Annotated in this window: 23 protein-coding genes and 1 other RNA gene; 12 read left to right on the forward strand and 12 right to left on the reverse strand. The window is 63.7% G+C overall.

Annotated elements, in window-relative coordinates:
• Window positions 1-74 precede the first annotated feature (74 nt).
• The gene (gene cobF, locus CK230_RS02540; protein ID WP_095815603.1) at window positions 75-836 is read left to right on the forward strand and encodes a precorrin-6A synthase (deacetylating); all 762 of its coding nucleotides are present in this window, start codon (window positions 75-77) and stop codon (window positions 834-836) included.
• A 123-nt stretch (window positions 837-959) separates the two neighbouring features.
• On the opposite strand, the gene CK230_RS02545 is transcribed toward cobF, so the two are convergent.
• From CK230_RS02545 to modA, 4 genes are all read right to left on the reverse strand, one after another.
• Entirely contained in the window at window positions 960-1,301 is a 342-nt protein-coding gene (locus CK230_RS02545; RefSeq protein ID WP_042644082.1) for a winged helix-turn-helix domain-containing protein, read from the reverse strand.
• A gap of 85 nt (window positions 1,302-1,386) precedes the next feature.
• A complete protein-coding gene (modC, locus tag CK230_RS02550; RefSeq protein ID WP_095815604.1) occupies window positions 1,387-2,499 on the reverse strand; it encodes a molybdenum ABC transporter ATP-binding protein in 1,113 nt (370 codons plus the stop codon).
• Entirely contained in the window at window positions 2,496-3,200 is a 705-nt protein-coding gene (gene modB, locus CK230_RS02555; protein WP_095815605.1) for a molybdate ABC transporter permease subunit, read from the reverse strand. The genes modC and modB overlap by 4 nt, the downstream gene beginning before the upstream one ends.
• Before the next feature lie 22 nt (window positions 3,201-3,222).
• Window positions 3,223-4,017, reverse strand: coding sequence for a molybdate ABC transporter substrate-binding protein (modA, locus tag CK230_RS02560; protein ID WP_095815606.1), 795 nt, complete (start codon window positions 4,015-4,017; stop codon window positions 3,223-3,225).
• Window positions 4,018-4,184: 167 nt separating this feature from the next.
• Here modA and CK230_RS02565 point away from each other — a divergent pair, with 167 nt between their 5' ends.
• Entirely contained in the window at window positions 4,185-4,358 is a 174-nt protein-coding gene (locus tag CK230_RS02565; RefSeq protein WP_095815840.1) for a TOBE domain-containing protein, read from the forward strand.
• A 167-nt stretch (window positions 4,359-4,525) separates the two neighbouring features.
• Here the strand turns inward: CK230_RS02565 and CK230_RS02570 are convergent, their stop codons facing one another.
• Both CK230_RS02570 and CK230_RS02575 read right to left on the reverse strand, forming a co-directional pair.
• Window positions 4,526-5,320, reverse strand: a complete 795-nt coding sequence (locus tag CK230_RS02570; protein WP_095815607.1) for a thymidylate synthase — start codon at window positions 5,318-5,320, stop codon at window positions 4,526-4,528.
• Between the two features lie 142 nt (window positions 5,321-5,462).
• Window positions 5,463-5,774: a DUF2853 family protein gene (locus tag CK230_RS02575; protein ID WP_040982174.1), complete on the reverse strand. Its 312-nt coding sequence runs from the start codon at window positions 5,772-5,774 to the stop codon at window positions 5,463-5,465.
• Between the two features lie 168 nt (window positions 5,775-5,942).
• On the opposite strand from CK230_RS02575, the gene ssrA reads away from it, so the two are divergent.
• Window positions 5,943-6,303: a transfer-messenger RNA gene (gene ssrA, locus CK230_RS02580) on the forward strand.
• A gap of 194 nt (window positions 6,304-6,497) precedes the next feature.
• Here the strand turns inward: ssrA and CK230_RS02585 are convergent.
• Complete coding sequence (locus CK230_RS02585; RefSeq protein WP_095815608.1) at window positions 6,498-7,703, reverse strand: multidrug effflux MFS transporter; 1,206 nt, start codon at window positions 7,701-7,703, stop codon at window positions 6,498-6,500.
• Window positions 7,704-7,889: 186 nt separating this feature from the next.
• On the opposite strand from CK230_RS02585, the gene CK230_RS02590 reads away from it, so the two are divergent.
• The 4 genes from CK230_RS02590 (at window position 7,890) to CK230_RS02605 (ending at window position 9,664) form a co-directional block, all read left to right on the forward strand.
• The gene (locus CK230_RS02590) at window positions 7,890-8,573 is read left to right on the forward strand and encodes a TetR/AcrR family transcriptional regulator (protein ID WP_095815609.1); all 684 of its coding nucleotides are present in this window, start codon (window positions 7,890-7,892) and stop codon (window positions 8,571-8,573) included.
• A 116-nt stretch (window positions 8,574-8,689) separates the two neighbouring features.
• Window positions 8,690-9,220, forward strand: coding sequence for an SspB family protein (locus tag CK230_RS02595; protein WP_095815841.1), 531 nt, complete (start codon window positions 8,690-8,692; stop codon window positions 9,218-9,220).
• A 9-nt stretch (window positions 9,221-9,229) separates the two neighbouring features.
• The gene (locus CK230_RS02600; RefSeq protein ID WP_095815610.1) at window positions 9,230-9,427 is read left to right on the forward strand and encodes a DUF4169 family protein; all 198 of its coding nucleotides are present in this window, start codon (window positions 9,230-9,232) and stop codon (window positions 9,425-9,427) included.
• Between the two features lie 9 nt (window positions 9,428-9,436).
• Entirely contained in the window at window positions 9,437-9,664 is a 228-nt protein-coding gene (locus tag CK230_RS02605) for a ribbon-helix-helix domain-containing protein (RefSeq protein WP_095815611.1), read from the forward strand.
• A gap of 45 nt (window positions 9,665-9,709) precedes the next feature.
• On the opposite strand, the gene CK230_RS02610 is transcribed toward CK230_RS02605, so the two are convergent.
• Window positions 9,710-13,639 (reverse strand): AsmA family protein, encoded by a 3,930-nt coding sequence (locus CK230_RS02610; protein ID WP_095815612.1) that lies wholly within the window; start codon window positions 13,637-13,639, stop codon window positions 9,710-9,712.
• Window positions 13,640-13,832: 193 nt separating this feature from the next.
• On the opposite strand from CK230_RS02610, the gene CK230_RS02615 reads away from it, so the two are divergent.
• Window positions 13,833-14,816, forward strand: coding sequence for a Dyp-type peroxidase (locus CK230_RS02615; RefSeq protein ID WP_095815613.1), 984 nt, complete (start codon window positions 13,833-13,835; stop codon window positions 14,814-14,816).
• 57 nt (window positions 14,817-14,873) lie between these two features.
• On the opposite strand, the gene CK230_RS02620 is transcribed toward CK230_RS02615, so the two are convergent.
• Window positions 14,874-15,317 (reverse strand): hypothetical protein, encoded by a 444-nt coding sequence (locus tag CK230_RS02620; RefSeq protein WP_095815614.1) that lies wholly within the window; start codon window positions 15,315-15,317, stop codon window positions 14,874-14,876.
• A 2-nt stretch (window positions 15,318-15,319) separates the two neighbouring features.
• Window positions 15,320-16,738, reverse strand: a complete 1,419-nt coding sequence (locus CK230_RS02625) for an FAD-linked oxidase C-terminal domain-containing protein (RefSeq protein ID WP_095815842.1) — start codon at window positions 16,736-16,738, stop codon at window positions 15,320-15,322.
• A gap of 164 nt (window positions 16,739-16,902) precedes the next feature.
• Between CK230_RS02625 and CK230_RS02630 the strand changes: the two genes are divergently transcribed.
• Both CK230_RS02630 and CK230_RS02635 read left to right on the forward strand, forming a co-directional pair.
• Entirely contained in the window at window positions 16,903-17,388 is a 486-nt protein-coding gene (locus CK230_RS02630) for a thioesterase family protein (RefSeq protein WP_095815843.1), read from the forward strand.
• Window positions 17,389-17,534: 146 nt separating this feature from the next.
• Complete coding sequence (locus tag CK230_RS02635; protein ID WP_095815615.1) at window positions 17,535-17,732, forward strand: hypothetical protein; 198 nt, start codon at window positions 17,535-17,537, stop codon at window positions 17,730-17,732.
• Between the two features lie 18 nt (window positions 17,733-17,750).
• Here the strand turns inward: CK230_RS02635 and CK230_RS02640 are convergent, their stop codons facing one another.
• Window positions 17,751-18,227, reverse strand: coding sequence for an Lrp/AsnC family transcriptional regulator (locus tag CK230_RS02640; protein ID WP_095815616.1), 477 nt, complete (start codon window positions 18,225-18,227; stop codon window positions 17,751-17,753).
• Between the two features lie 88 nt (window positions 18,228-18,315).
• Here CK230_RS02640 and CK230_RS02645 point away from each other — a divergent pair, with 88 nt between their 5' ends.
• The gene (locus CK230_RS02645) at window positions 18,316-19,236 is read left to right on the forward strand and encodes a DMT family transporter (RefSeq protein WP_095815617.1); all 921 of its coding nucleotides are present in this window, start codon (window positions 18,316-18,318) and stop codon (window positions 19,234-19,236) included.
• Between the two features lie 65 nt (window positions 19,237-19,301).
• On the opposite strand, the gene CK230_RS02650 is transcribed toward CK230_RS02645, so the two are convergent.
• Window positions 19,302-20,198 (reverse strand): dienelactone hydrolase family protein, encoded by an 897-nt coding sequence (locus CK230_RS02650; protein ID WP_095815618.1) that lies wholly within the window; start codon window positions 20,196-20,198, stop codon window positions 19,302-19,304.
• Window positions 20,199-20,541: 343 nt separating this feature from the next.
• Here CK230_RS02650 and CK230_RS02655 point away from each other — a divergent pair, with 343 nt between their 5' ends.
• Complete coding sequence (locus CK230_RS02655) at window positions 20,542-20,976, forward strand: hypothetical protein (RefSeq protein WP_095815619.1); 435 nt, start codon at window positions 20,542-20,544, stop codon at window positions 20,974-20,976.
• Window positions 20,977-20,980 lie beyond the last annotated feature (4 nt).

The following is a 20,980-nucleotide window of genomic DNA, read 5'->3' on the forward strand; positions in this document are numbered from 1 at the left end:
AGCGTTTCAAAGCCCTTCGTCACAGACTATGGGTACTTCTGGACACCGCGCCGCCGATCGGGCAGGAGATCGCCATGCGCAAGCTTCTCGTCATCGGCATCGGCGCCGGCAATCCCGACCACATGACGGTCCAGGCCATCGACGGCCTGAACCGTGCCGACGTGCTGTTCATCCCCGACAAGGGAGCGAAGAAGAACGATCTCGCCGATTTGCGCCGGCAGATCTGCGACCGCTTCGTCATCAACCCGAAATCGCGCCGGGTCGAGTTCGATGTGCCGGTCCGGGCCGAGCCGACATCGTCCTATCGCGTGACAGTCGACGACTGGCATGAGGCGATAGCAGAGATCTACGAGACCCTGATCCGCGACGAGCTTGCCGAAGACGGCTGCGGCGCCTTGCTGATCTGGGGCGACCCTTCGCTCTATGACAGCGCGTTGCGCATCCTCGAGCGCGTGCGCCTGCGGAACAATGTCGGCTTCGAGCTCGAAGTCATCCCCGGCATCACCGCGATCCAGGCGCTGGCCGCCGCCCACGCGACGGCGCTCAACCGCATCGGCGATTCGATTCTGGTGACGACCGGCCGCCGGCTGACCGAAGAAGGCCTGCCCGAAAATGCCGGCTCGACCATAGTCATGCTCGACGGCAAATGCGCCTTCAACACGCTGGCCGACAAGGACGTCTTCATCCAATGGGGCGCTTATCTCGGCACGCCGGATGAGATCGTCATTTCCGGACGCCTGGGCGATGTCGGCGCCGAGATCGAGAAGGTCCGTGAAGAAGCCCGGCGAAGGAAGGGCTGGATCATGGATACTTATTTGCTGAGAAAGGCGGAGTGAGTAGTCAGTAGTCAGTAGTCAGTAGTGAATGGTGAATGGTGAATGGTGAATGGAAAACTGTGAGGGCACCGAAAGCTTGTGATATTCACTATTCACTATTCACTATTCACTATTCACTATTCACTACCCAGCATCGATCTCAGCCTGTAGCGCTTGCATATGCACGGCGGCGGCCGATGAAGCCGCTCGCTCTATGGCCCGGAAACGACTGACCACCGCCAGACCCACCGATGTCAATTGCGCGCCGCCGCCCTTCTTGCCGCCGGTCTGGGCGGCGACCAACGGCTTGCCGAAGACGCGGTTCATGTCCTCGACCAGATCCCAGGCATGCTTGTAGGACATCTCCATGCCGCGCGCCGCGGCCGAGATCGAGCCGAAGGCGGCGATCTGCTCCAGCAATTCGATCTTGCCCGGGCCGATCCGGCCGTCGGGGTCGAGGTTTATCCGCAAGCTCAGCGATGGCATGTCCTGTCCTCCGCGGTCACGTCGACACTAACCCTTCTCCCGCAATATCGCTATTCCAAATCAACATAGCGATATGGCCCTTTCGTCAACCGTCAGCCTCGGACGGCAGTCCGGCTCCGGTCGTCGCGCTGTCGAAGCTCACCGTCTTGATCACCGCGAAGACCTGCTGGCCGAGCGCCAGACGAAGGGTGTGTTTGGACTGTTCGGTGATCCGCGCCAGCACGATCGCGCCATTGCAGTCGATGGCGATTTCCACCGTCGGCCCGATGCCCGGCCTGACAGCGGTGATCGTTCCCGCCAGAATGTTGAGCGCACTGAGACCCGCCGGCCGCTCGGTCGCGATCATCACGTCGCGGGCGCGGATGCGAATGCGCACTGGAGCGCCCGCTGCCATCGCGAGTTTCGGCACCCGGATTTCGCCGGCCGGTGAGCCCAGCACCGTCATGCCGAAGGCTTCGTCGTGGCGCAGAACCTTGGCGTCGAGCACCGCCCCGCCCTCGCCGCGCTCTTCGGCCGGCAACAGGTCGAGCCGCTGCATGATCTCCTCGGTTGGGCCTGCGGCCGCCACCTTGCCTTGCGAAAGCACCACGACATCGCTGGCCAGCCGCGCCACCTCGGCGACGGAATGGCTGACATAGACGATCGGGATCTTAGTCTCGTCGCGCAGCCGCTCGATATAGGGCAGGATCTCGGCCTTGCGCGCCTCGTCGAGCGAGGCCAGCGGCTCGTCCATCAGAAGCAGTTTTGGGCTGGCAAGCAGGGCACGGCCGATCGCGACGCGCTGCTTTTCGCCGCCTGACAGCTTCGCCGGCCGCCGGTCGAGCAGATGAGCGATGCCGAGCAGCTCGACCACCGCATCCATCTTGGCGTAGCGCTCGGAAGACGGCGTGAACCAGCGGCCGTAGCGCAGATTGCCGGCGACGCTCATATGCGGGAACAGCCGGGCATCCTGGAAAACCATGCCGATCCGCCGCTTGTGCATCGGCACGAAGATGCGCGCTTCGGTGTCGACCAGCACGCGTCCGTCGACGTCGATGCGGCCCTTGTCCGGCCGGATCAGGCCTGCGATCAGGTTGATCAGCGTCGACTTGCCCGAACCGGAAGGCCCGAACAGCGCCGTCAGCCGGCCCGCGCTCTCGAAACGCGCTTCCACGGCGAAGTCGCCGAAGCGATGGCGGATGTCGACCGAGAGCGTCATTCGATGTCCATCCGCCGGCCGACGCGCCGCGCCAACACTTCCGAGGCGATGAGCGCGACCATCGAGATGGCGATCGAGATCAGCGTCAGCCTGAGCGCGCCCTCGTCGCCGCCGGGCACTTGCGTGAAGGTGTAGATCGCCGAAGGCAATGTCTGCGTTTCGTTGGGGATGTTGGAGACGAAGGTGATGGTGGCGCCGAATTCGCCCATCGCCTTGGCGAAGGAAAGGATCGCGCCGGCGATCAGGCCGGGCAGGATCAGCGGCAGCGTGATGGTGACGAACACCCAGAGTGGATTGGCGCCGAGCGTGCCGGCGGCGGCCTCGATTCTGCGGTCGACAGCCTCGATCGACAGCCGGATCGCGCGCACCATCAGCGGAAAGCCCATCACGCCGCAGGCCAATGCCGCGCCCGTCCAGCGGAACGAAAAGACGATGCCGAAATGCTCGGCAAGGAAGACGCCGGCCGGCCCGCGCCGGCCGAAGGTGAGGAGCAGCAGATAGCCGGTCACCACCGGCGGCAGGATCAGCGGCAGATGCACCAGCCCGTTGAGCAGGGTCTTGCCCCAGAAACGCCCGCGCGCGAGCAGCAGCGCAAGCAGAATGCCGGGCGGCAGGCTGGCGATCATCGCCACCGTCGCCACCTTGATCGACAGCCGGACCGCATTCCATTCGTCGGGAGTGAGGTCCAGCAGCCAGTTCATGTCAGTGTTTGCGCGGTCCTTCTCAGTTGCTGGGCGCGAGCACCGTAAAACCCTGCTCCTTGAAGAGCGCGGCAGCTTTGGCCGACTCGACGCATTTCAGGAAGGCAGTCGCATCCTTGTCCTTCGAATCCGCGGTCTGGGCAATCGGGTAGATGATCGGCGGATGCGAATCTTCTGGGAAGGTGCCGACCACCTTGACTCCCTTCTCCGCATGCGCGTCGGTGGCGTAGACGATGCCCAGCGCCGCCTCGCCGGTCGACACCAGCTTCAGTGCTGCACGTACATTCTCGGCCTGCGCGACCTTGCCCTCGACGGACGACCAGACGCCCAGCGATTCCAGCGCCGCCTTGCCATATTTGCCGGCCGGCACGGCCTTGAAATCGCCCATGGCAAGCTTGCCGTCGCCGATCAGCTTGGCGAGGTCGAAGCCCTTCTCGACCTTGGTCTCGACTGTGGAGTCCTTCGGCGCCACCAGCACGATCTGGTTGCCGAGCAGTTTCACCTCGGTATCAGACTTGGTCAGCTTCTTGTCGGAGAGATACTTCATCCAGTCGAGGTCGGCCGACACGAACACGTCGGCCGGCGCGCCGCCTTCGATCTGCTTGGCGAGCGCCGAGCTCGCCGCATAGGAAATCGTCGCGGCTTCGCCGACTTCCGGCTCGCAGGCCTTGTTGACTGCGTCGAGCGCATCCTTGAGGCTCGCCGCGGCAAACACGACCACTTTGCCGTCGGCATGGGCGGCCGGCACCGCGGCCATCAGCATCGCCGTCAGACCGCCGACGGCGATCGCCTTCAATCCAAAACCCTTGCCCGTCATGAAGTCTCTCCCTGGTTTCAAAATCCGTTCCGCCCAAAGCCTCGGACCGATTTATCCGGATGAACATAACAAGGGAAGGCTTTTCACAGGTCGTGGCATTGTGCGCCAGCATGGTCCCTGCCTACGATGAGAACGAAACGGCACAGCAAAACTCGACGGAGAGACGCATGAAGATCAGCGCCCGTAACATCCTCAAGGGGAAGGTCACCGAGATCGTCAAGGGAGCGACCACCTCGCATGTCCGGATCGACATCGGCGGCGGCGTGATCGTCACCGCATCAAAGGGCAAGCAGGCCTATGCGGTGATCAAGGCCTCGGATGTCATGGTCGGCATCGACTGATGCCGCAACTCTAGTGTGGCGCCAGAGGTGTGTTGAGATTCAGGTCAGGCCGAGTCGAAAACGGTGGCTTCCGAGAAACCGGAGCGGAGCGTACTTGAAGTACGTGAGCACCGGAAGCGCAGGAAGCCGCCGTTTGCAGGCCGGGCTCACCTGAATATCAACATACCTCATACCGCAATCGGCGCCTTGATATTCGCGTCGGCGAAGTAATTCTCGAGGCGGAAATCCTCGAAGCGGAAGGCGAACAGGTCCTTCACCTCCGGATTGATCCACATCGTCGGCAAGGCCTTAGGCGTGCGCCGCATCTGCTCGCGCGCCTGTTCGAAATGGTTCGCATAAAGATGCGCGTCGCCAAGCGTATGGACGAAATCGCCGGGCTTCAGCCCGGTGACCTGCGCCACCATCATGGTGAGCAGGGCATAGGAAGCGATGTTGAACGGCACGCCGAGAAAGATGTCGGCCGAGCGCTGGTAAAGCTGGCAGGAGAGCCTGCCTTCCGAGACATAGAACTGGAACAGGCAGTGGCAGGGCGGCAGCGCCATCGCCTCGACTTCGGCCGGATTCCAGGCCGAGACGATCAGGCGGCGCGAGTTGGGATTCCGGCGTATCTCCTTCAAAAGGCCCGCGATCTGGTCGATCGCGCCGCCATGCCCGTCCGGCCACGAGCGCCACTGCTTGCCGTAGATCGGGCCGAGATCGCCGTTCTCGTCGGCCCATTCGTCCCAGATGGTGACGCCATGATCATGGAGATATTTGATGTTGGTGTCGCCGGCCAGGAACCACAGAAGCTCATGGATGATCGACTTCAGATGCAGCTTCTTGGTGGTCGTGACCGGGAAGCCGCGCGAAAGGTCGAAGCGCATCTGATAGCCGAACACCGAGCGCGTGCCGGTGCCGGTACGGTCGCCACGGTCGCTGCCGTTCTCCAGCACATGCTTCAAAAGGTCGAGATATTGGTGCATCGGCTCCGCCTCGATTCGGGTTACAGGCTATCATACCCGACCGACAACCGGTCGAACACCGCAAAGCAGGCGACGGATGCGGATCGCACCCAAAAACCCACGGTGCCGGCACGGTTTCGTGCCGGCCGCCGGGTGGCCGGGCTCAGAGAGAGCCGAGCTTGCCGAGATCCTTGGCAACCAGATAATAGAAGGTCACGCGGCTTTTGGTGTTGTCCGCCTGCATGGCCTTGCAGGTCTTCTCGATCGAGGCGTTGGCCTTTGCGGCATCGGCGACGCCGAGCTTCTTGCCGATCCAGTTCTCCCGGACGCGGTCGAGTTCCTTCGGGTCGGTGCAGGATACCAACGAAGAATCGCGGTTCCTCAGCGCAATGCCCAGATGCTTGACGATCTTATCGACCGCGTCGGCGCTGGCGCCGGCATCGTATTTCTTCACATCCGCAAGATAGTCGGCCATCGAACTTCCCCTCGTCGGCGCCACGGATCCGGTCGATGAGGGTTGTGGCGCGCCGCGCAACCTTTGCGCTAGGTCAGAGACTCCTCACCGGGAGCGAGATTTGATTGAGTGGACGCGCAAGTCAACCCTTGGCTGCACAGTTTGGCATAACCGGATAAGCGCCGGTTTGGCCTTTATTTTTCCCTCATCGCTGCCTATATTCGCTTCGTCGGCTTGACCGACTATGGCGATAAACAGGCGATGAAATAAGCCGTTCGGACCCGGGGGCGGTACCCGGCGCCTCCACCAAAAACCGCTCTGGCTGACGGAGCGGCTTTTGCTGGGGGCGAAATAGGATCGACGAAGGTGTAAAGATCGTACTTTTGCCCGGCATTGTACCACCGTCATCGGGCTAAACTTATAGTTGCCAACGACAACTATGCGGAAGCTCGTCTCGCTGCTTAATGCGGCGCGAACGCTTCAAATCAAGTCCTAGCGGTTCGCACTTCTAGGCGGGGTTCGGAGGTACCTGGCAACAGAAACCTCCACCTTCCCTTTCTTGCTTCCTTCCCACTCAACCGAACGGCCAAGGCTCGTCCGGCGCTGATGAGCGGCAGAGTCTTGCCGCTCATCATCCATGGACAAGCGATGCAAAACGATTGCGATCGATTTTTCGTGCTGACCGGCGGCCTAGATATGAAAAAGGCCGGGCAGGTCCGGCCTTTTTCAATGCTTTGATCCGCCTTATTCCGCCGGCGCCTCGACCGCTTCACGCGCGCGGCCGAGCGTCAGCTTGGCCAGCGTGAACGAGATCACCGCGCAGAGCGTGATGCCGGCCACCATCGGCAGCGGCGTGCCGTCGAAGAAGATACCGGCAACACCCATCGCAAGCGCGCCGATGGCGAAATGCAGCGTGCCCATCAGCGCCGAGGCCGTGCCGGCGATCTCGCCATGCTCTTCCATCGCCAGCACTGAGGTGGTCGGGATGATGAGGCCGAGAAAGCCGTAGCCGATGAAAAGCAGAGCCGCCATCACGTCGAGCCGGTCGACGCCGGAGGCCGTGATCGCAAACAACGCCACCATGACACTGGCATAGCCGGTGACCGCCACCCAGACGACGCGCTTCAACCCGAAGCTGTCGGCCAAGAGCCCCGTCAGCTGCGACATGCCGATGAAGGCAACCGCGTTGATCGAGAAGAACACGCTGTAGACCGACGGCGACAGGCCGTAATGGTCGATCAGGATGAAGGACGAGCTCGACAGATAGACGAAGAAGCTCGCAATGCCGAAGCCGGCGATCGCCACAAGGCCGAGGAAATTGCGGTCTCCCATCAGATAGCGGTAGCCGGCAAGCGCCGTACCGAAGGACGAGCCGGCCCGCTCTTCAACCGGCCGCGTCTCCCTGAGCGAGGTGGCAAGCAGGATGGTGGCCAAGGCGGCCGCGCCCGTGACGGTCCAGAACACGGCGCGCCAACCAAAACTCTCGATGATCTGGCTACCGGTCAGCGGCGCCAGAATCGGCGACACCGAGAACACCAGCATCAGAAGCGACATAAGCTTGGCGGCCTCGTTGCCGGTGTGCAGATCGCGCACGATGGCGCGCGGCACCGCCATGCCGGCGCTGGCGCCGAGGCCCTGCAGGAAGCGGAAGGCGATCAGCCACTCGATGTTGGGCGCCATCGCCGAGCCGACGCCGCCGACCATGAACAGCGCGAGGCCGGCATAAAGCGGCAGCTTGCGCCCGACCATGTCGGATATCGGCCCGACGACGATCTGCCCGAAGCCCATCGACAGGAAGAAGATCAGAAGGCTCATCTGCACGGCGGCGGTGCCGGCATGCAGGTCCTGGCCGATCGAAGGCAGCGCGGGAAGATACATATCGATCGCGAAGGGGCCGATCGCGGACAACAAGCCGAGCACGACCGCGATGCGGAGGAATTTGGGACTCATGATAAGGCTCTTTCCGGATCTGGTTTCCGCCGCAAATAGCGGCGTCTAAACCCAGGACGTTCCATCCGGTGAAAATCCTACGTCCAACGGCAAAATTCTTCGCCCGTCGGCACGGATTTCCCTCTCTTATGTCCACAAATTTAGACAGCCTTGTCCAATTCGTCAATCACCGCTATATAGATTTTCATGAAGCACGGCGTTTCTCCTGACACTTTCCCGCCACGCAGCCACGAAGCCAAGCGCGTGTCGGTGGTGGATGCGGCCGCTTCCGTCTTCTGCCGCGAAGGTTATGCCGGCGCCAATATCGACCTGATCTCGGCCGAAGCCGGCGTTTCACGGCAGACCGTCTACAACCATCATGGCGACAAGGAAAACCTCTTCGTCGCCGTCGTGCGTGACCTGACGGAGCGCTGCAATGCCGGCATCTTCGCCACCATCGCCAGCTTCCCCGACCAGCCAACGGACTTGGAAGCGGACTTGATCGCCTTCGCGGTGCGCATGAACCGCAACTGCATCTGCAACCGCGACGGCCGTTTCCTGCGCAAGCTGATCCAGGCCGAGGGCGAGCGTTATCCGGAACTGTTTGCCGAATGGCGCGAACAGGGCCCTGGCCGCACCTGGTCGGCGCTTGCCGCCCGTTTCGCCCGGCTCGCCTTTGCCGGGCATCTCTCGATCGGCGACCCCGACGTCGCGGCGCGTCAGTTCCTCGCCCTCGTCAACGCCGAGCTTCAAATCACCTTCATGCTGGGCGGCACGCCGACCGAGGAAGAGGTGCTGCGTTCCGCCACCAACGGCGTGCGGACCTTCCTCAGCGCCTTCGCCAGGAAGAAGTTGCCAGCCGGCAAACAGGCGGCGCTCGTTCACGCCTGAGCGATCAAATCGTCGACACCCCTCTTGGCCTCACGGCTTTGCGCCTATATGCGGTTTACGCCGCGCTCAAGCTTGATTACAGCTATGCGGACGATTCAACGGAACCCGACCATCACATGGCCGACGACCACATCCGCTACGACATTCTGGCCCAGGAGGCTCTGCGCGGTGTCATGCGCAAGGTTCTGGCCGAGGTCGCGCGCACTGGCCTTCCGGGCAATCATCATTTCTTCATCACCTTCCTGACCGGCGCGCCGGGCGTGCGCATCTCGTCGAGGCTGCGCGAGCGCTATCCGGAGCAGATGACCATCGTCATCCAGTTCCAGTACTGGGACCTGAAGGTGACGGATGCGGGCTTCGAGGTCGGGCTTTCCTTCTCCGACGTGCCGGAAAAGCTCGAGATCCCCTTCTCCGCCGTGCGCGGCTTCTACGATCCGTCGGTGAATTTCGAGCTCGAATTCGACGTCAAGACCGAGAGCGTCGAAGACGAGGCCGCCGCTCCGGCACCCGAACCGATCGCCGTCGTTCCGGAGAAGAAGGCGGAAACGAAGAAGAAGGCCGCCGAGACCGAAAAGAAGCCGGCCGTCGCCGATACCGGCGGCAAGGGCGCCGACGTCGTCTCGCTCGACGCCTTCCGCAAGAAGTAGTCCGGCGCCATGGGCGAGGTCGTCAATCTCCGCCAGGCCCGCAAGCAGAAAGCGCGCACCGAGAAGGAACGCCTGGCGAGCGAGAACCGGGCACTGCATGGCCGCTCGAAGACGGAGCGCGAGCGCGACCGGCTGACGTCGGAGAACGCCGAGAAATTCGTGGCCGGCCATCGCCGTGAAAAACCCGACGACCCGGGCAAGCGCTGAGCACCTGCAATGGCCGCGGTCGAAAAACGTTCGGTAACGATCCGCGGTCACCGCACCAGCTTTTCCCTGGAGCAGCCCTTCTACGACGACCTCATCGCCATCGCCGCGCAGCGCTCGCTGTCGCTCGCGGCTTTGGTCGCGGAGATCGACGAGACGCGCACCCGCGACGCCAACCTGTCGTCGGCACTGAGGCTCTATGTACTGGCCTGGGCGAAGCGCGGCGGCAGCCTGACTTAGAGCGTTCACCGTTTCGCGGAAACGGCGAACCACTTTATCTGAAGCTCATCCGCCGTCGAGCGACTTCAACAGATTGTCGATCGTGAATGGGTTAACCTTCGGCTTTGCCGGCGCCGGGGTCGAACCGTCATTGACGCCGGGCAGCGACCCGTCGATCTTCCTCGTTTGCTCGGCCGCCTTGCGGGCGGCTTCCAGCTTCGCCTGCTCCGCCCTCTTGCGATCGGCCTCTGCCTGCGCTTTGGCCGCCTGGTCAGCGGCCCGCTGCTCGGCCTCGGCCTTTGCCTGCGCATCGGCCTGGGCTTTAGCGTCCGCTTCGGCCTGCGCCTTGGCGTCGGCTTCCGCCTTCGCCCTCGCCTCTTCGTCGGCCTTGGCTTTTGCCTCGGCTTCCGCCTGTGCCTGCGCTTCCGCTTCGGCTTTCGCCCTGGCTTCCGCCTCGGCCTTCTGACGCGCCTCTTCCTCTTGCCGGCGCAACTCCTCGGCCGCCCTCTCGCGCTCCGTCTGCAGCGCCGCGTAATAGCGCACCTCGCGCCGCAGCCGCTGCTTCTCCAGCAGCGCCGCTTGCATAGCCTCGACCCGCTGCTGCTCCTTCTCCAGCGCGCGCTGCGTCAGGAACTGCGCCAGCGGACCGCTGTCGAACTGGAGCGCGGTCGCCCCAAGCGGGCCGGCCAGGCTGAAATTGACGGCAGGTTCCGAGCCGACCAGTGCCTCGTCGCCGGGGCGATAGGTCAATGTCCCCTTTGCCGTGACCGTGCTCGTGTTGAGATCGGCGGTCACGTCGGCGGACAAGGTCGCGCCGGGATTGTCCAGACTGATCGGCGGCGCCCGCAATGTGCCGTTGGCGACGGTGAAGGCCACATCCGTGTCGCCGGCGGCGAAGCTGCCCTGCCCCGCGATCTCGGGCGCGAAGTCGGCTGTCTTGGCCGCGTCGATGTCGCGCCCGATCGCATCGGCCTCGGCGATGATGGCGGCGAAGCCGTCCGGATTGATGCCGTCCACCTTCAATCCCTTCAGCGCCGCGGTGCCGGATCCGGACAAGGCGGCAATCATGGCGTCGACCGACTTGCCGCTGGTCGACAGCGCCGCCGATAGGTCGCCGCTGCCGCCGATGCCGGCGCCTGGCAGCACGGCGGAAAGATCGCCGCCGGCAAGCCTCATCTGGCCGGAGAGCAGGCCGGTGCCTTCCGTGTTCTTCAGGTCGAACAGGCCGGTCAGATCGCCGCCATAGAGCTTCGCCTTGAGGTCGGAGACGTGGATGCCCTCGCGATCGAGCTTCAGCGAGAACGTGGCGTCATGCGCCGTCGCGAATGGCCCGACGGCCAGCGCCGATGTGTTGAGATCGAGGTCCGCGTTGAAAGGCAGCGTCGACTTCTGGCTGAACGGCGTCGTCGGCCATCCGCCCTTGGCGGGCGCGAAGGACTGATCGCCGAACAGCGAGACCGCCAGCGGATCGAGGTCGAGCTCGTCGAGGGCCAGTGCCCCCGCAAGATGCGGCAGCCCATCCTTGGCATCGATGTTGATGTCGCCGGACACCGCCGCCTTGTTGATCGAACCGGAGAGACCGCTCAACACGAGAAGCCCGTTACCGAAATCGGCATCGGCGCCCAGCGACGCTGACGTCCCGGTCCCCATGCCGGGCAGGCCTACGCCCGTCGTCATCAGCCACGGCTCGATGTCGGCGGCGTCGAGATTGACCTTGCCCTTGGCGGTGGCGCCTTGAGCCGTATCGGCGACGGTTCCGTCGAAGCTCGCCCTGAAGTCGTCGGCGGTCAGGTTGAAGCTGGTGGCGAGACCGCCGGCAATCGAGCCCTTCGCCGTGACGTCGGTGTTGGCATGGCCGAGCATGCCGAGCGGCAGCGCCGGCAGGCCGTAAAGCGCAAGCAGCGTCGTGGCGTTGTCGTTGCGGGCATTGAATGTGATCGATACTGGCGCTTCGAGCAGCTTATCAGCGGTTCCCTTACCGGAAAGCGAAGCCGAAAAGGCCGAACCGCCGGCATTACCCTGGGCGGAGAGCGCGAGCCCCGTGCTGCCGTCGCCATTGTCGGCGGCACTGGTCAAAAGATCGATGCGCGCATCCTGGAACAGTTCTGGATACGCCGCCGCACGGCTGGCCAGGCCTTTGAGCACGGCATTGTCGGGGTAATGCTCGGCCGCGACATCGATCAGCGGCTTCAGGTCCACCGCAACGATGGAGGCGTTGAGCTTGCCGGTCGGGCTTTCAGGAAAATCCTTGACCCGGCCCGTGGCGCTGATCGAGGCGCCGGCGAGACCGCCGATCGACAGCCTATCGATCTCGAGCAGGCCCTCGCGCAGCCGCAGCGCCGTGTCGACCGTATCGGCGCTGAGCCCGACGGCGCTGACCGGACCCGCCTTGATCTGGAAATCGAGATCGCGATCGGAAAAGCGGTTGGCGCCCTTGTCGCTGATGAAGATCGAGGCGAAGGCCGCGAGCCCATCGAGATCCATCTCGCCGCCGGTCAGCCGCATCAGCACCGACGGCTTGGCGCCGTCCGGCCGGCTGGAATCGATGTTGCCGGAAAATTTCGCCTTGCCGAGGATGAGTTCGAGATCGCTGAAGGACTGCCGGTTCTCGCTGAGATCGACCTTGGCCTTGAAGCCCGCCGCGGGCAGCCGGCGGATGGCCTCGTCGACATCCTTCGACAGCCAGGCGGCAAAGCCGGAAGGCTGCCCGACGGCGAGCAGCAGTGAGCCGGTGAAGCCGAAATGGTCCTCGACGCTCAGCATGCCGTCAGCTTCGAGCGTCGTGCGGCCGGGCAGCGTCGCGGCAAGCGACTTGACCGACCAGCCACCCTCGACCGGTTCGGCTGACAGCCGCACGTCGCGCACCGTCGTGTCGCCCGCCACCACTGCCGGCAGCCGCACCTCGAGCGTGCCCGGTATCGTCGGCTTTGGCAGGTGCTGCAGCGTCTGCTCGAAGGCGGCGATGCGCTGGTCGAGCGTGAAGCCCGAACCGGCAGCCCCGCCGACAGCCTCGTCGAACTGCACCTGCGCCCCGCTGGCCTCGACCGCGAAATGCGGCTTCAGGCCGAGATCGACCGATGCCTTGCCGTCGGCGGTATAGGGATTGTCGAGCGGCCCGGTCTCGAAGCGGAACTCGTCGACATTGAGCTTCTGGTGGTCGAGCGCGAACTTGCCATTCAGCCGGAAGCCCGGGTCGGGCTTGCCGGTGCTGATCTTGACCGGCTCGCCGTCCGTGCCGCGCAGCTCGGCCGAGTTCTTGTCCGCGCCCGAGATCTTGAACTGGCCGGAGTAGACCGCCGCGCCCTTGACGATGCCGGCATTGCCGTCGGCCTCGATGATCAGCGGATAGGCATCGGGATCGGCTTTCAGCCTGAGCCGCATCTGGCCGTCCGGCTCCACCTTCCCGGTCGAAGCCGAGACGTCGGCGCGCAGGCCGTCGAAGCGCAGCGTTCCGTCCATGCGCCATGGGCCGGTGAGCGCCTTGGCCGATATGGTCGAGTTGATCTCGGAGATCAGGTGTCGGCGTCCGCCGGCGGCGTGACGCAGTTCAATCTGCCCTTCGGTTATGGTCAGCTTTTCGATCGCGATCTGGCCGGGATCGAACGGTGTCGAGGGCCGGAGCGCCCAATCGACCGTGCCGTTACCGGCAACGTCGATGGTTGCCCTGGGATGCACCAGCCGCATGTCGAAGATCAGCACCTCGCCGCGCAGGAAGGGCGCGAGCTCCGCATCCATGGAGAAGGTCTCGGCTGTCATCGCCGGCTGGCCTGCCGGGCCGCCCGCGACCTCGACATTGGAGAAGGTCACCGAGGGAAACGGCAACAGCCGCGCCGTCGCATCGCCCTTCACCGTCACCTTACGGCCGAGGATGGCGCTCGCCTCGCGCTCGAAATCGCCCCGGTAACCCGTCCAGTCGATGAAATACGGCACAACCAGCGCCGCGCACAGCACCAGCACGAACAGGCCACCGAAGATCACGAACAGGCGGGCGAGCATCTGTTTCCCGGGTTGAAAGTCAGCCGCACTCTACCCGCATCCGCGTGTCGATAAAGAGGCAATTCAGCGTGCGGCGGCGCCAACCTCCGCAGTTGCGCTACGGCTCGCGGTCGGGATATCTCTTTTGCCGATCCCTGCCCTTTCGGCCATGTCCTTGGCCACACAGATCTGAACCCAACATGGAGCGTTCCCGATGTCAGGCAAGAACTGGGATAGAGTGCCAATCGACGCGCAGAGCGTCGACGCTCCACTGTCGACGGCGGCGATTTTCCTTGTCGTCACGGTCGGCAGCGACCAGGCCTCGATTTCAACCGCCGCCTCGGTACTGGGCGAGCTGGACGATCTCGTCAAGAATGTCGGCTTCCGCGACCTGTCGGGCCGGCTGTCCTGCATCGCCGGCATCGGCGCCAGGCTCTGGAACCGTCTGTCGCCGAACCGGCGGCCGCGCGAATTGAAACCCTTCACGCCGATCGAGGGAGCGGCCCATTCGGCGCCCTCGACGCCGGGCGATCTGCTTTTCCACATCCGCGCCGAGCGGCCCGATATGTGCTTCGAGTTCGAGCGCATCCTGCTCAACAGCCTGGGTGGCAGCGTGACCGTCGTCGACGAGGTATCCGGCTTTCGCTATTTCGATGCGCGCGACCTGCTGGGCTTCGTCGACGGCACCGCCAATCCGACCGGCCTCGACCTGCCCGCCTCCGCCTTGGTCGGCGACGAGGACGGCGACTTTGCCGGCGGCAGCTATGTCGTGGTGCAGAAATACCTGCACGACATGGCGGCCTGGAAAGAGACGCCGACGCATGTCCAGGAAGAGATCATCGGCCGCACCAAGATCGACAACATCGAGATCGATGACGACGACAAGCCGCGCAAGTCGCACAAGTCCCTGGCCACGATCGAGGACGACGCCGGCAACGAATACGACATCCTGCGCGACAACATGCCGTTCGGCCGTCCCGGGCAGAACGAGTTCGGCACCTATTTCATCGGCTACACGCGCTATCTGTGGGTGATCGAAAAAATGCTGCAGCGCATGTATGTCGGCGAGCCGCCCGGCGCCTACGACCGGCTGCTCGACTTCTCGACGCCTCACACCGGCACGACCTTCTTCGCGCCGACGCGGCCGATGCTGCAGAAGCTGGTCGAAGGGCCCAAGAATAGCATCGCCGGCGGCTAGGAGATCAGTCGTTCACCGCTTCAAGCAAAGCCTTCAGCACCGCGCCTTTTCGCAGGCTTACCTGGAAATCTCGCGCGATGAATTCCAGGGTCGAATCGTGGAACGTGAGAATGAAATGCCGGCGGCCCGAAAACACTCCGGCATATGGCGTGGGTGAACCCGGTTCGCCTCTTCGAGGGAAGCTATCCAGGACGAATTGACGACTTCGAATGCGGAATAGGGTTGCAGGCCGAGCGCGTAAAGCCGATGCCCCCTCAGGGCCTCGTCGTTTGGCGGGCCGAATTGGAATGCGACATAAGGGTCCACCGTCAGCATCGCGACGGCCTCCCCCTCCGCACCTGCCGAAACCGAGCGCGGATTGGTGCCGTCGAAGGACGCGTCGGGAACATTGGCGATGTAGGCAACCAACAGCCGTTCTTCATCCGCGAAAACATGCGGCAACGGAGCGCCCGCCGACGATGCCGGCAGGTCAAGAGGCAGCAGAGCTTCGGCCGTTGACATTCCTAGTGTCCGGCGCCCGGCAGAATCTTGCCCGGGTTCATGATGTTCAGCGGATCGAGCGCCTGCTTGATCGTGCGCATGACATCGACGCCATGGCCGAGCTCGTGGCGCAGGAAGCCGACCTTGCCCTGGCCGATTCCGTGCTCGCCGGTGCAGGTTCCCTCCATGGCGATGGCGCGCATGTTGAGCCGGGCGACGAATTTTTCGGCCAGCGCAATCTCATCCGGGTTGTCGACATCCATCAGCACCAGCACGTGGAAATTGCCGTCGCCGGCATGGCCGACGATCGGCGCGATCAGTCCCATCTCGGCAATGTCGGCCTCGGTCTCGGTGACGCATTCGGCAAGCCTGGAGATCGGCACGCAGACATCGGTTGACAGCCCCTTGGCGCCGGGGCGCAGCGTCAGCGACGACCAATAGGCGTCGTGCCGTGCCTTCCAGAGCTTTGTCCGCTCTTCCGCGACGCTGGTCCATAGGAACGGCCCACCACCATTCTCGTCGGCGATCATGCCGAAGGTCTCGGCCTGTTCGGCCACACCCGCGTCGCTGCCATGGAATTCGACGAACAGGCACGGACTTTCCGGATAGTCGAGCTTGGAATAATTCTTCATCGCCCGCATCTGCAGCGCGTTGACCAGTTCGATACGGGCCACCGGAATGCCCATCTGGATGGTCGCGATCACCGTGTTGCAGGCCGCCTCCAGGCTCGGAAACGGACAGACGCCGCCCGAGATCGCCTGCGGAATGCCTTGCAGCCGAAGCGTCAGGGACGTGATGACGCCGAGCGTGCCTTCCGAGCCGACCAGAAGCCGGGTCAGGTCGTAGCCGGCCGAGCTCTTCTTCGCCCGCTTGCCGGTCGTCACCGTCTCGCCGTCGGCCATGACGGCGGTGAGCGACAGCACGTTTTCGCGCATCGTGCCGTAGCGCACCGCGTTGGTGCCCGAGGCCCTGGTTGCCGCCATGCCGCCCAGCGACGCGTTGGCGCCGGGATCAATCGGAAAGAACAGCCCGGTGTCGCGCAGATGCCGGTTGAGGTCCTCGCGGGTCACGCCAGGCTCCACCGTGCAGTCGAGGTCCTGCGGATTGACGGCGAGGATCCGATTCATGCGCGAGGTGTCGATGGAAATGCCGCCGCCCGGCGCATTGGTGTGGCCCTCGAGCGAGGAGCCGACACCGAAGGCGATGACCGGAACGCGATGCGTCGCGCAGGCACGCACGATCTCCTGCACCTCCTCGGTCGTTTCGACGAAGGCGACGCCGTCTGGCGCCTGGGTCGGGATATAGGTGGTGGTGTGCGCGTGCTGGCCGCGGATCGCCTCGCCTGTCTGGAAACGTTCGCCGAGGCGCTGCTTGAGGATGCCGAGCACCGCGGCGATGCCTTCCTCGTTTCGTTCGACGGGATTGAGGTCGCTCAAAGCCATGGATTCCTCCGCGAATGGACCAGCGGCCACTCTTGTAAAGCAGCTAGGGATGATGCCTAAAGCAATTCCAGGAAAAGTGTGAAGCGGTTTTCGGTCTGGAATTGCGCCAGAACAACGAGACCTCACCAGCCACGCCCTGTCCAGCGACGATCGAGGAAACCACGATGACCATCCCCGCCCCCTTCATCTCCGACCCGATGGCCATCGAGAAGGACTGGATCGACTATAACGGCCATCTCAACATGGCCTATTACAACGTGCTGTTCGACCGCTGCTCCGACGTCGCCTTCGAGATGATGGGCATGGGGCCGAACTACGCCAAGGAACGGCGCCTCACCATCTACACTGCGGAAGTCCATGTCTGCTACGTGCAGGAGCTGCATCTCGACCACAAGGTGAAGGTCTCGTTTCAGCTCATCGACCATGACGAAAAGCGGCTGAGGGCCTATCAGGAGATCCGCCACGTCGACGGCTGGTTGGCCGCGACCTCCGAGCAGCTGGCGCTGCATGTCGACATGGCCGGACCGAGGGTCGCGCCCTTCCCCGCCGACGTGATGGCCAAGGTGGACGCCATGCGCACCGCCCATGCCGCGCTGCCAATGCCGGAGCGCGCTGGCCGGTCGATCGGCATCAAACGCAAGAGCGCTTGAGGCACCTCACCGCCGGCGTTAACCTTACCAAGGTTTTAACGTGAACAACTCACTTGAGTCCGTTGAACGACTCAGTGGCGCGTTTGAAAACCGCCGTACCGGGTTTGCGAGCGGGCGGCTGGCGGAATGCGGTACGAGGACAGTGCATGAAAACCGACATCAAGGTCGAGGTGGAGCGCCTGGCGGCCGATCCGCGCATCACCGACTATGATTTCTGGCGATCGCTGAAGAACGTCAACAACGAGATCTTTCACATCGCCAACAACAACGAGCCTATCCCCTTCGACATGATCCGCTGGCGCGCGATTCTGACCCAGGCGCGCATGCGGCGCGGCCACGCCTGATTCGTCCCCTCCGCTCCGTCATCTCTGCTTGAGCCCGCCCAGCGGCGAGCGCGGTTCGACCGGTGACGACTGGATGATGGCCGTGTTGGTCATCGCATAGGGAATGATCCGATCGATTACCCGCTCGAGTTCGCTCACCGAGCCGACATGCGCCAGCGCGATGAAACAGTCCTCGCCGGTCACGCGGTCGCATTGGGCGATTTCCGGCAGTTCGCGAATGATGTCCGCCACCACGGAAAGCTGTCCCGGGACCGGCCTGATCCTCAACCAGGCCGACAGTTTCAGCCCGAGCGCGGCCGGGTTGATCCTGACCGTATAAGCCTCGATCACGCCATTCTCCTGCAGCTTGCGGATGCGCTCCGCCACGCTCGGCGCCGACAGCCCGACGGCACGCGCCAGTTCCGCCGTGCTGGTGCGCGCGTCCTTTTCCAGGAGCCGCAGGATCTTCAGGTCCACGGCATCCAGGTCGGCATTTTCATTTCGAAGGTTTTTCAATTTTTTTATCTTCCATTGGAAGTTAGAAAATCAAATAGGCCGCCGATCACACATGTAAGTCGTGCATTTCGCCTGCGATAATGCGCGCATGATCGGACAAACGCAAACTCCAGCTGCAAACCACGTCACCAGCAGGACCGACGCCCCGCGCCCTGTCCTTGCCCTCGGCGGATTGGCCAATGCGCTGCCGCCGCATGTCTGGTTCTGCGTCAGTGCGGTGTTCCACTATCTCGGACCGGCTTTCGCGGTGCTGCTTTTCGATCAGGTCGGCGTGCTCGGCATGGCCTGGCTGCGCATCGCGACCGCCGCTCTCATCTTCGCCCCTTTGACTAGGCCCTGGCGCGTCTTCGCGCGCGCCGACCGCGCTCAGCGACTGCTGTTGCTGGCCTTCGGCGCCTGCCTTGCGGTGATGAACTGCTCGTTCTATCTGGCGCTCGACCGCCTGCCGATCTCGCTGGTGGCGGCGATCGAATTCGTCAGCACGATCGGGGTCGCGCTGGTCGGCCTGCGCAGCCCGCGCAACTTTGCCGCGCTGGCTGTCGCCGTGATCGGCACCTTGCTGCTCATCGACGTGAAATGGTCGAGCGATCCGGCCGGCCTGTTCTGGGCCTTTCTCAACGGCGCTCTCTTCGTCGGCTACATCGTGATCGGCCATCGCATTGCCCAGACCGGCATCGGGATTGCCGGCCTCGGCGCCGGCATGGCGGTCGCATTCTTCATCGTGCTGCCGATCGGCTTCCGCGAAGCGCTGCCCGCCTTCTCATCGCCGCAACTGCTTGTCGCCGCGATCGGCGTCGGCGTCTGCTCCTCGGTCATCCCCTATATCTGCGACCAGCTCGCCATGGCGAGGCTGCCGCGCGCGAGCTTCGCGCTGATGCTGTCGCTCCTTCCGCTCACGGCAACATTGATCGGGGTCATCGTGCTGCGCCAGGTGCCGAGCGTCACCGACTGCATCGGCATTGCGCTGGTCATCGCCGGCGTCGCTTTCCACAAACCGGCATTGGAGTGATCCATCGACGTTGCCATTTGAGGCGTGTCGTTTGCAGGCCTGCCTCACCTGAATATCAGCACGCCTCAGGCCAGCTTTTCCTTCAGGAAAGCAACCGTCCGGCCCCAGGCGAGATCGGCGGCTTTCTTGTCATAGCGCGCGGCCGAGGTGTCGTTGTTGAAGGCGTGGTTGGCGCCCTCATAGACATAGACCTTGTATTCGACATGCGCGGCGTCGAGCGCTTTCTTGTAGGCATCGATGCCGGCATTGGTCCGGCTGTCGAGACCGGCATAGTGAAGGAGCAGCGGCGCCTTGATCTTCGCAGCATCCTCCGCCTTGGGCTGCATGCCGTAATAGGCGACGCCGGCGCTGAGGTCGAGCGCATGGACGGCAAGCTGGTTCACCGCGCCGCCGCCCCAGCAGAAACCGACCGCACCGACCTTGGCGTTACCATCCTTGAGGCTCTTGAGGTACGCGACCGTCGCCACGCCGTCGGCCGCGACCTGTGCGGGATCGAGCTTGGTGAACATGTCGCGCGCCCTGTCCTCGTCGGAAGGCGTGCCACCAAGCGGCGACAGGAAATCCGGCGCCAGCGCGATGAATCCTTCCAGCGCCACGCGCCGGGCGACATCGCGGATATGCGGGTTCAGCCCCCTGTTCTCATGGATGACGATAACGGTGCCGAGTCTGCCCGACTGGTCGGCCGGCTTGACCAGGTAGGCTTTGATCTCGCCGCTCGAGCCAGGATAGGTGATGTCCTCGCCCTTAACGCGGCTGTCGTCCTCGGCGACGATCGCCGCCTTTGCGGAATTGGCCGCCAGCATCGGTGCGATCGCGGCCGCCGCGGCGCCCGAGCCCGCCAGCCTCGTCAACTGCTCCATGAAGCGGCGCCGGTCGAGCGTCAGATGCGTGTATTCGTCATAGGCGTCGATCATCGCCTGCGTGATGATGGGTTGCGTGGGCTTGGCAACGGGTTCGGTCATGGCTGTCCTCGACGTAGTGCATGTCGCCCAAAAGTGCGCAGCGGTTTTGGGACGACGACATGCATCAAGCAACAACCTAAAGCGCGACACGGGAATCCATTTCCGACGTGGCGCGCCTTAGGCGGGTGGTCCGCAAGATAGGGTCGAAAGTTGCACGGTCCAGTCACGCCGGGGTGACGATGCCGCGAGGGAGTCCTGGCGGAGCCGCCCGCCCTGCGCGCCGGGAAGCCAGCTTGATCCATCACATTTTGGTCATTTCCGAAAGGCTTGACGGTGCTGTCACATTAGGAGGCGAATTTGCCGGAGCCGCCTCACCGATACGAATGACGAAAAGGGGAATGCCATGAACGTCCAGGACATCATCAACACCGTTTCCTCGAAGGCCGGCCTCGACGAGCCCACCACCGAGAAGGTTGTCGGCACCATCTTCTCCGTGCTGGAGCACGAAGCGGAAGGCACCAGCGTTTCGTCTTTTTTCGCCCAGATCCCCGGCGCCGACGCGCTGGCGCAGAAATATGACGTGATGGCCGCCGGTGCGGCCAATTCGGGCGGCGGCCTTTTATCGTCGCTGCAAGGGGCGCTTGGAGGCGTGCTCGGCGAAAAGGCCGGCGCGCTGATCAATGGCATAGCGGCGCTCAAAGCGTCCGGCCTCGACATGGCGCAGATCCGGCAGGCCGGCGAGACCTTGATCAAGCAGGCCGAAGCCGCCGCCGGTCCCGACCTGACCAACCAGGTGCTGGACCAGGTGCCCAGCCTACGGGGCCATCTCGGGCTTTGAAGCC

This window comes from Mesorhizobium sp. WSM3859 (assembly GCF_002295065.1).
Classification (GTDB): Bacteria; Pseudomonadota; Alphaproteobacteria; order Rhizobiales; family Rhizobiaceae; genus Mesorhizobium.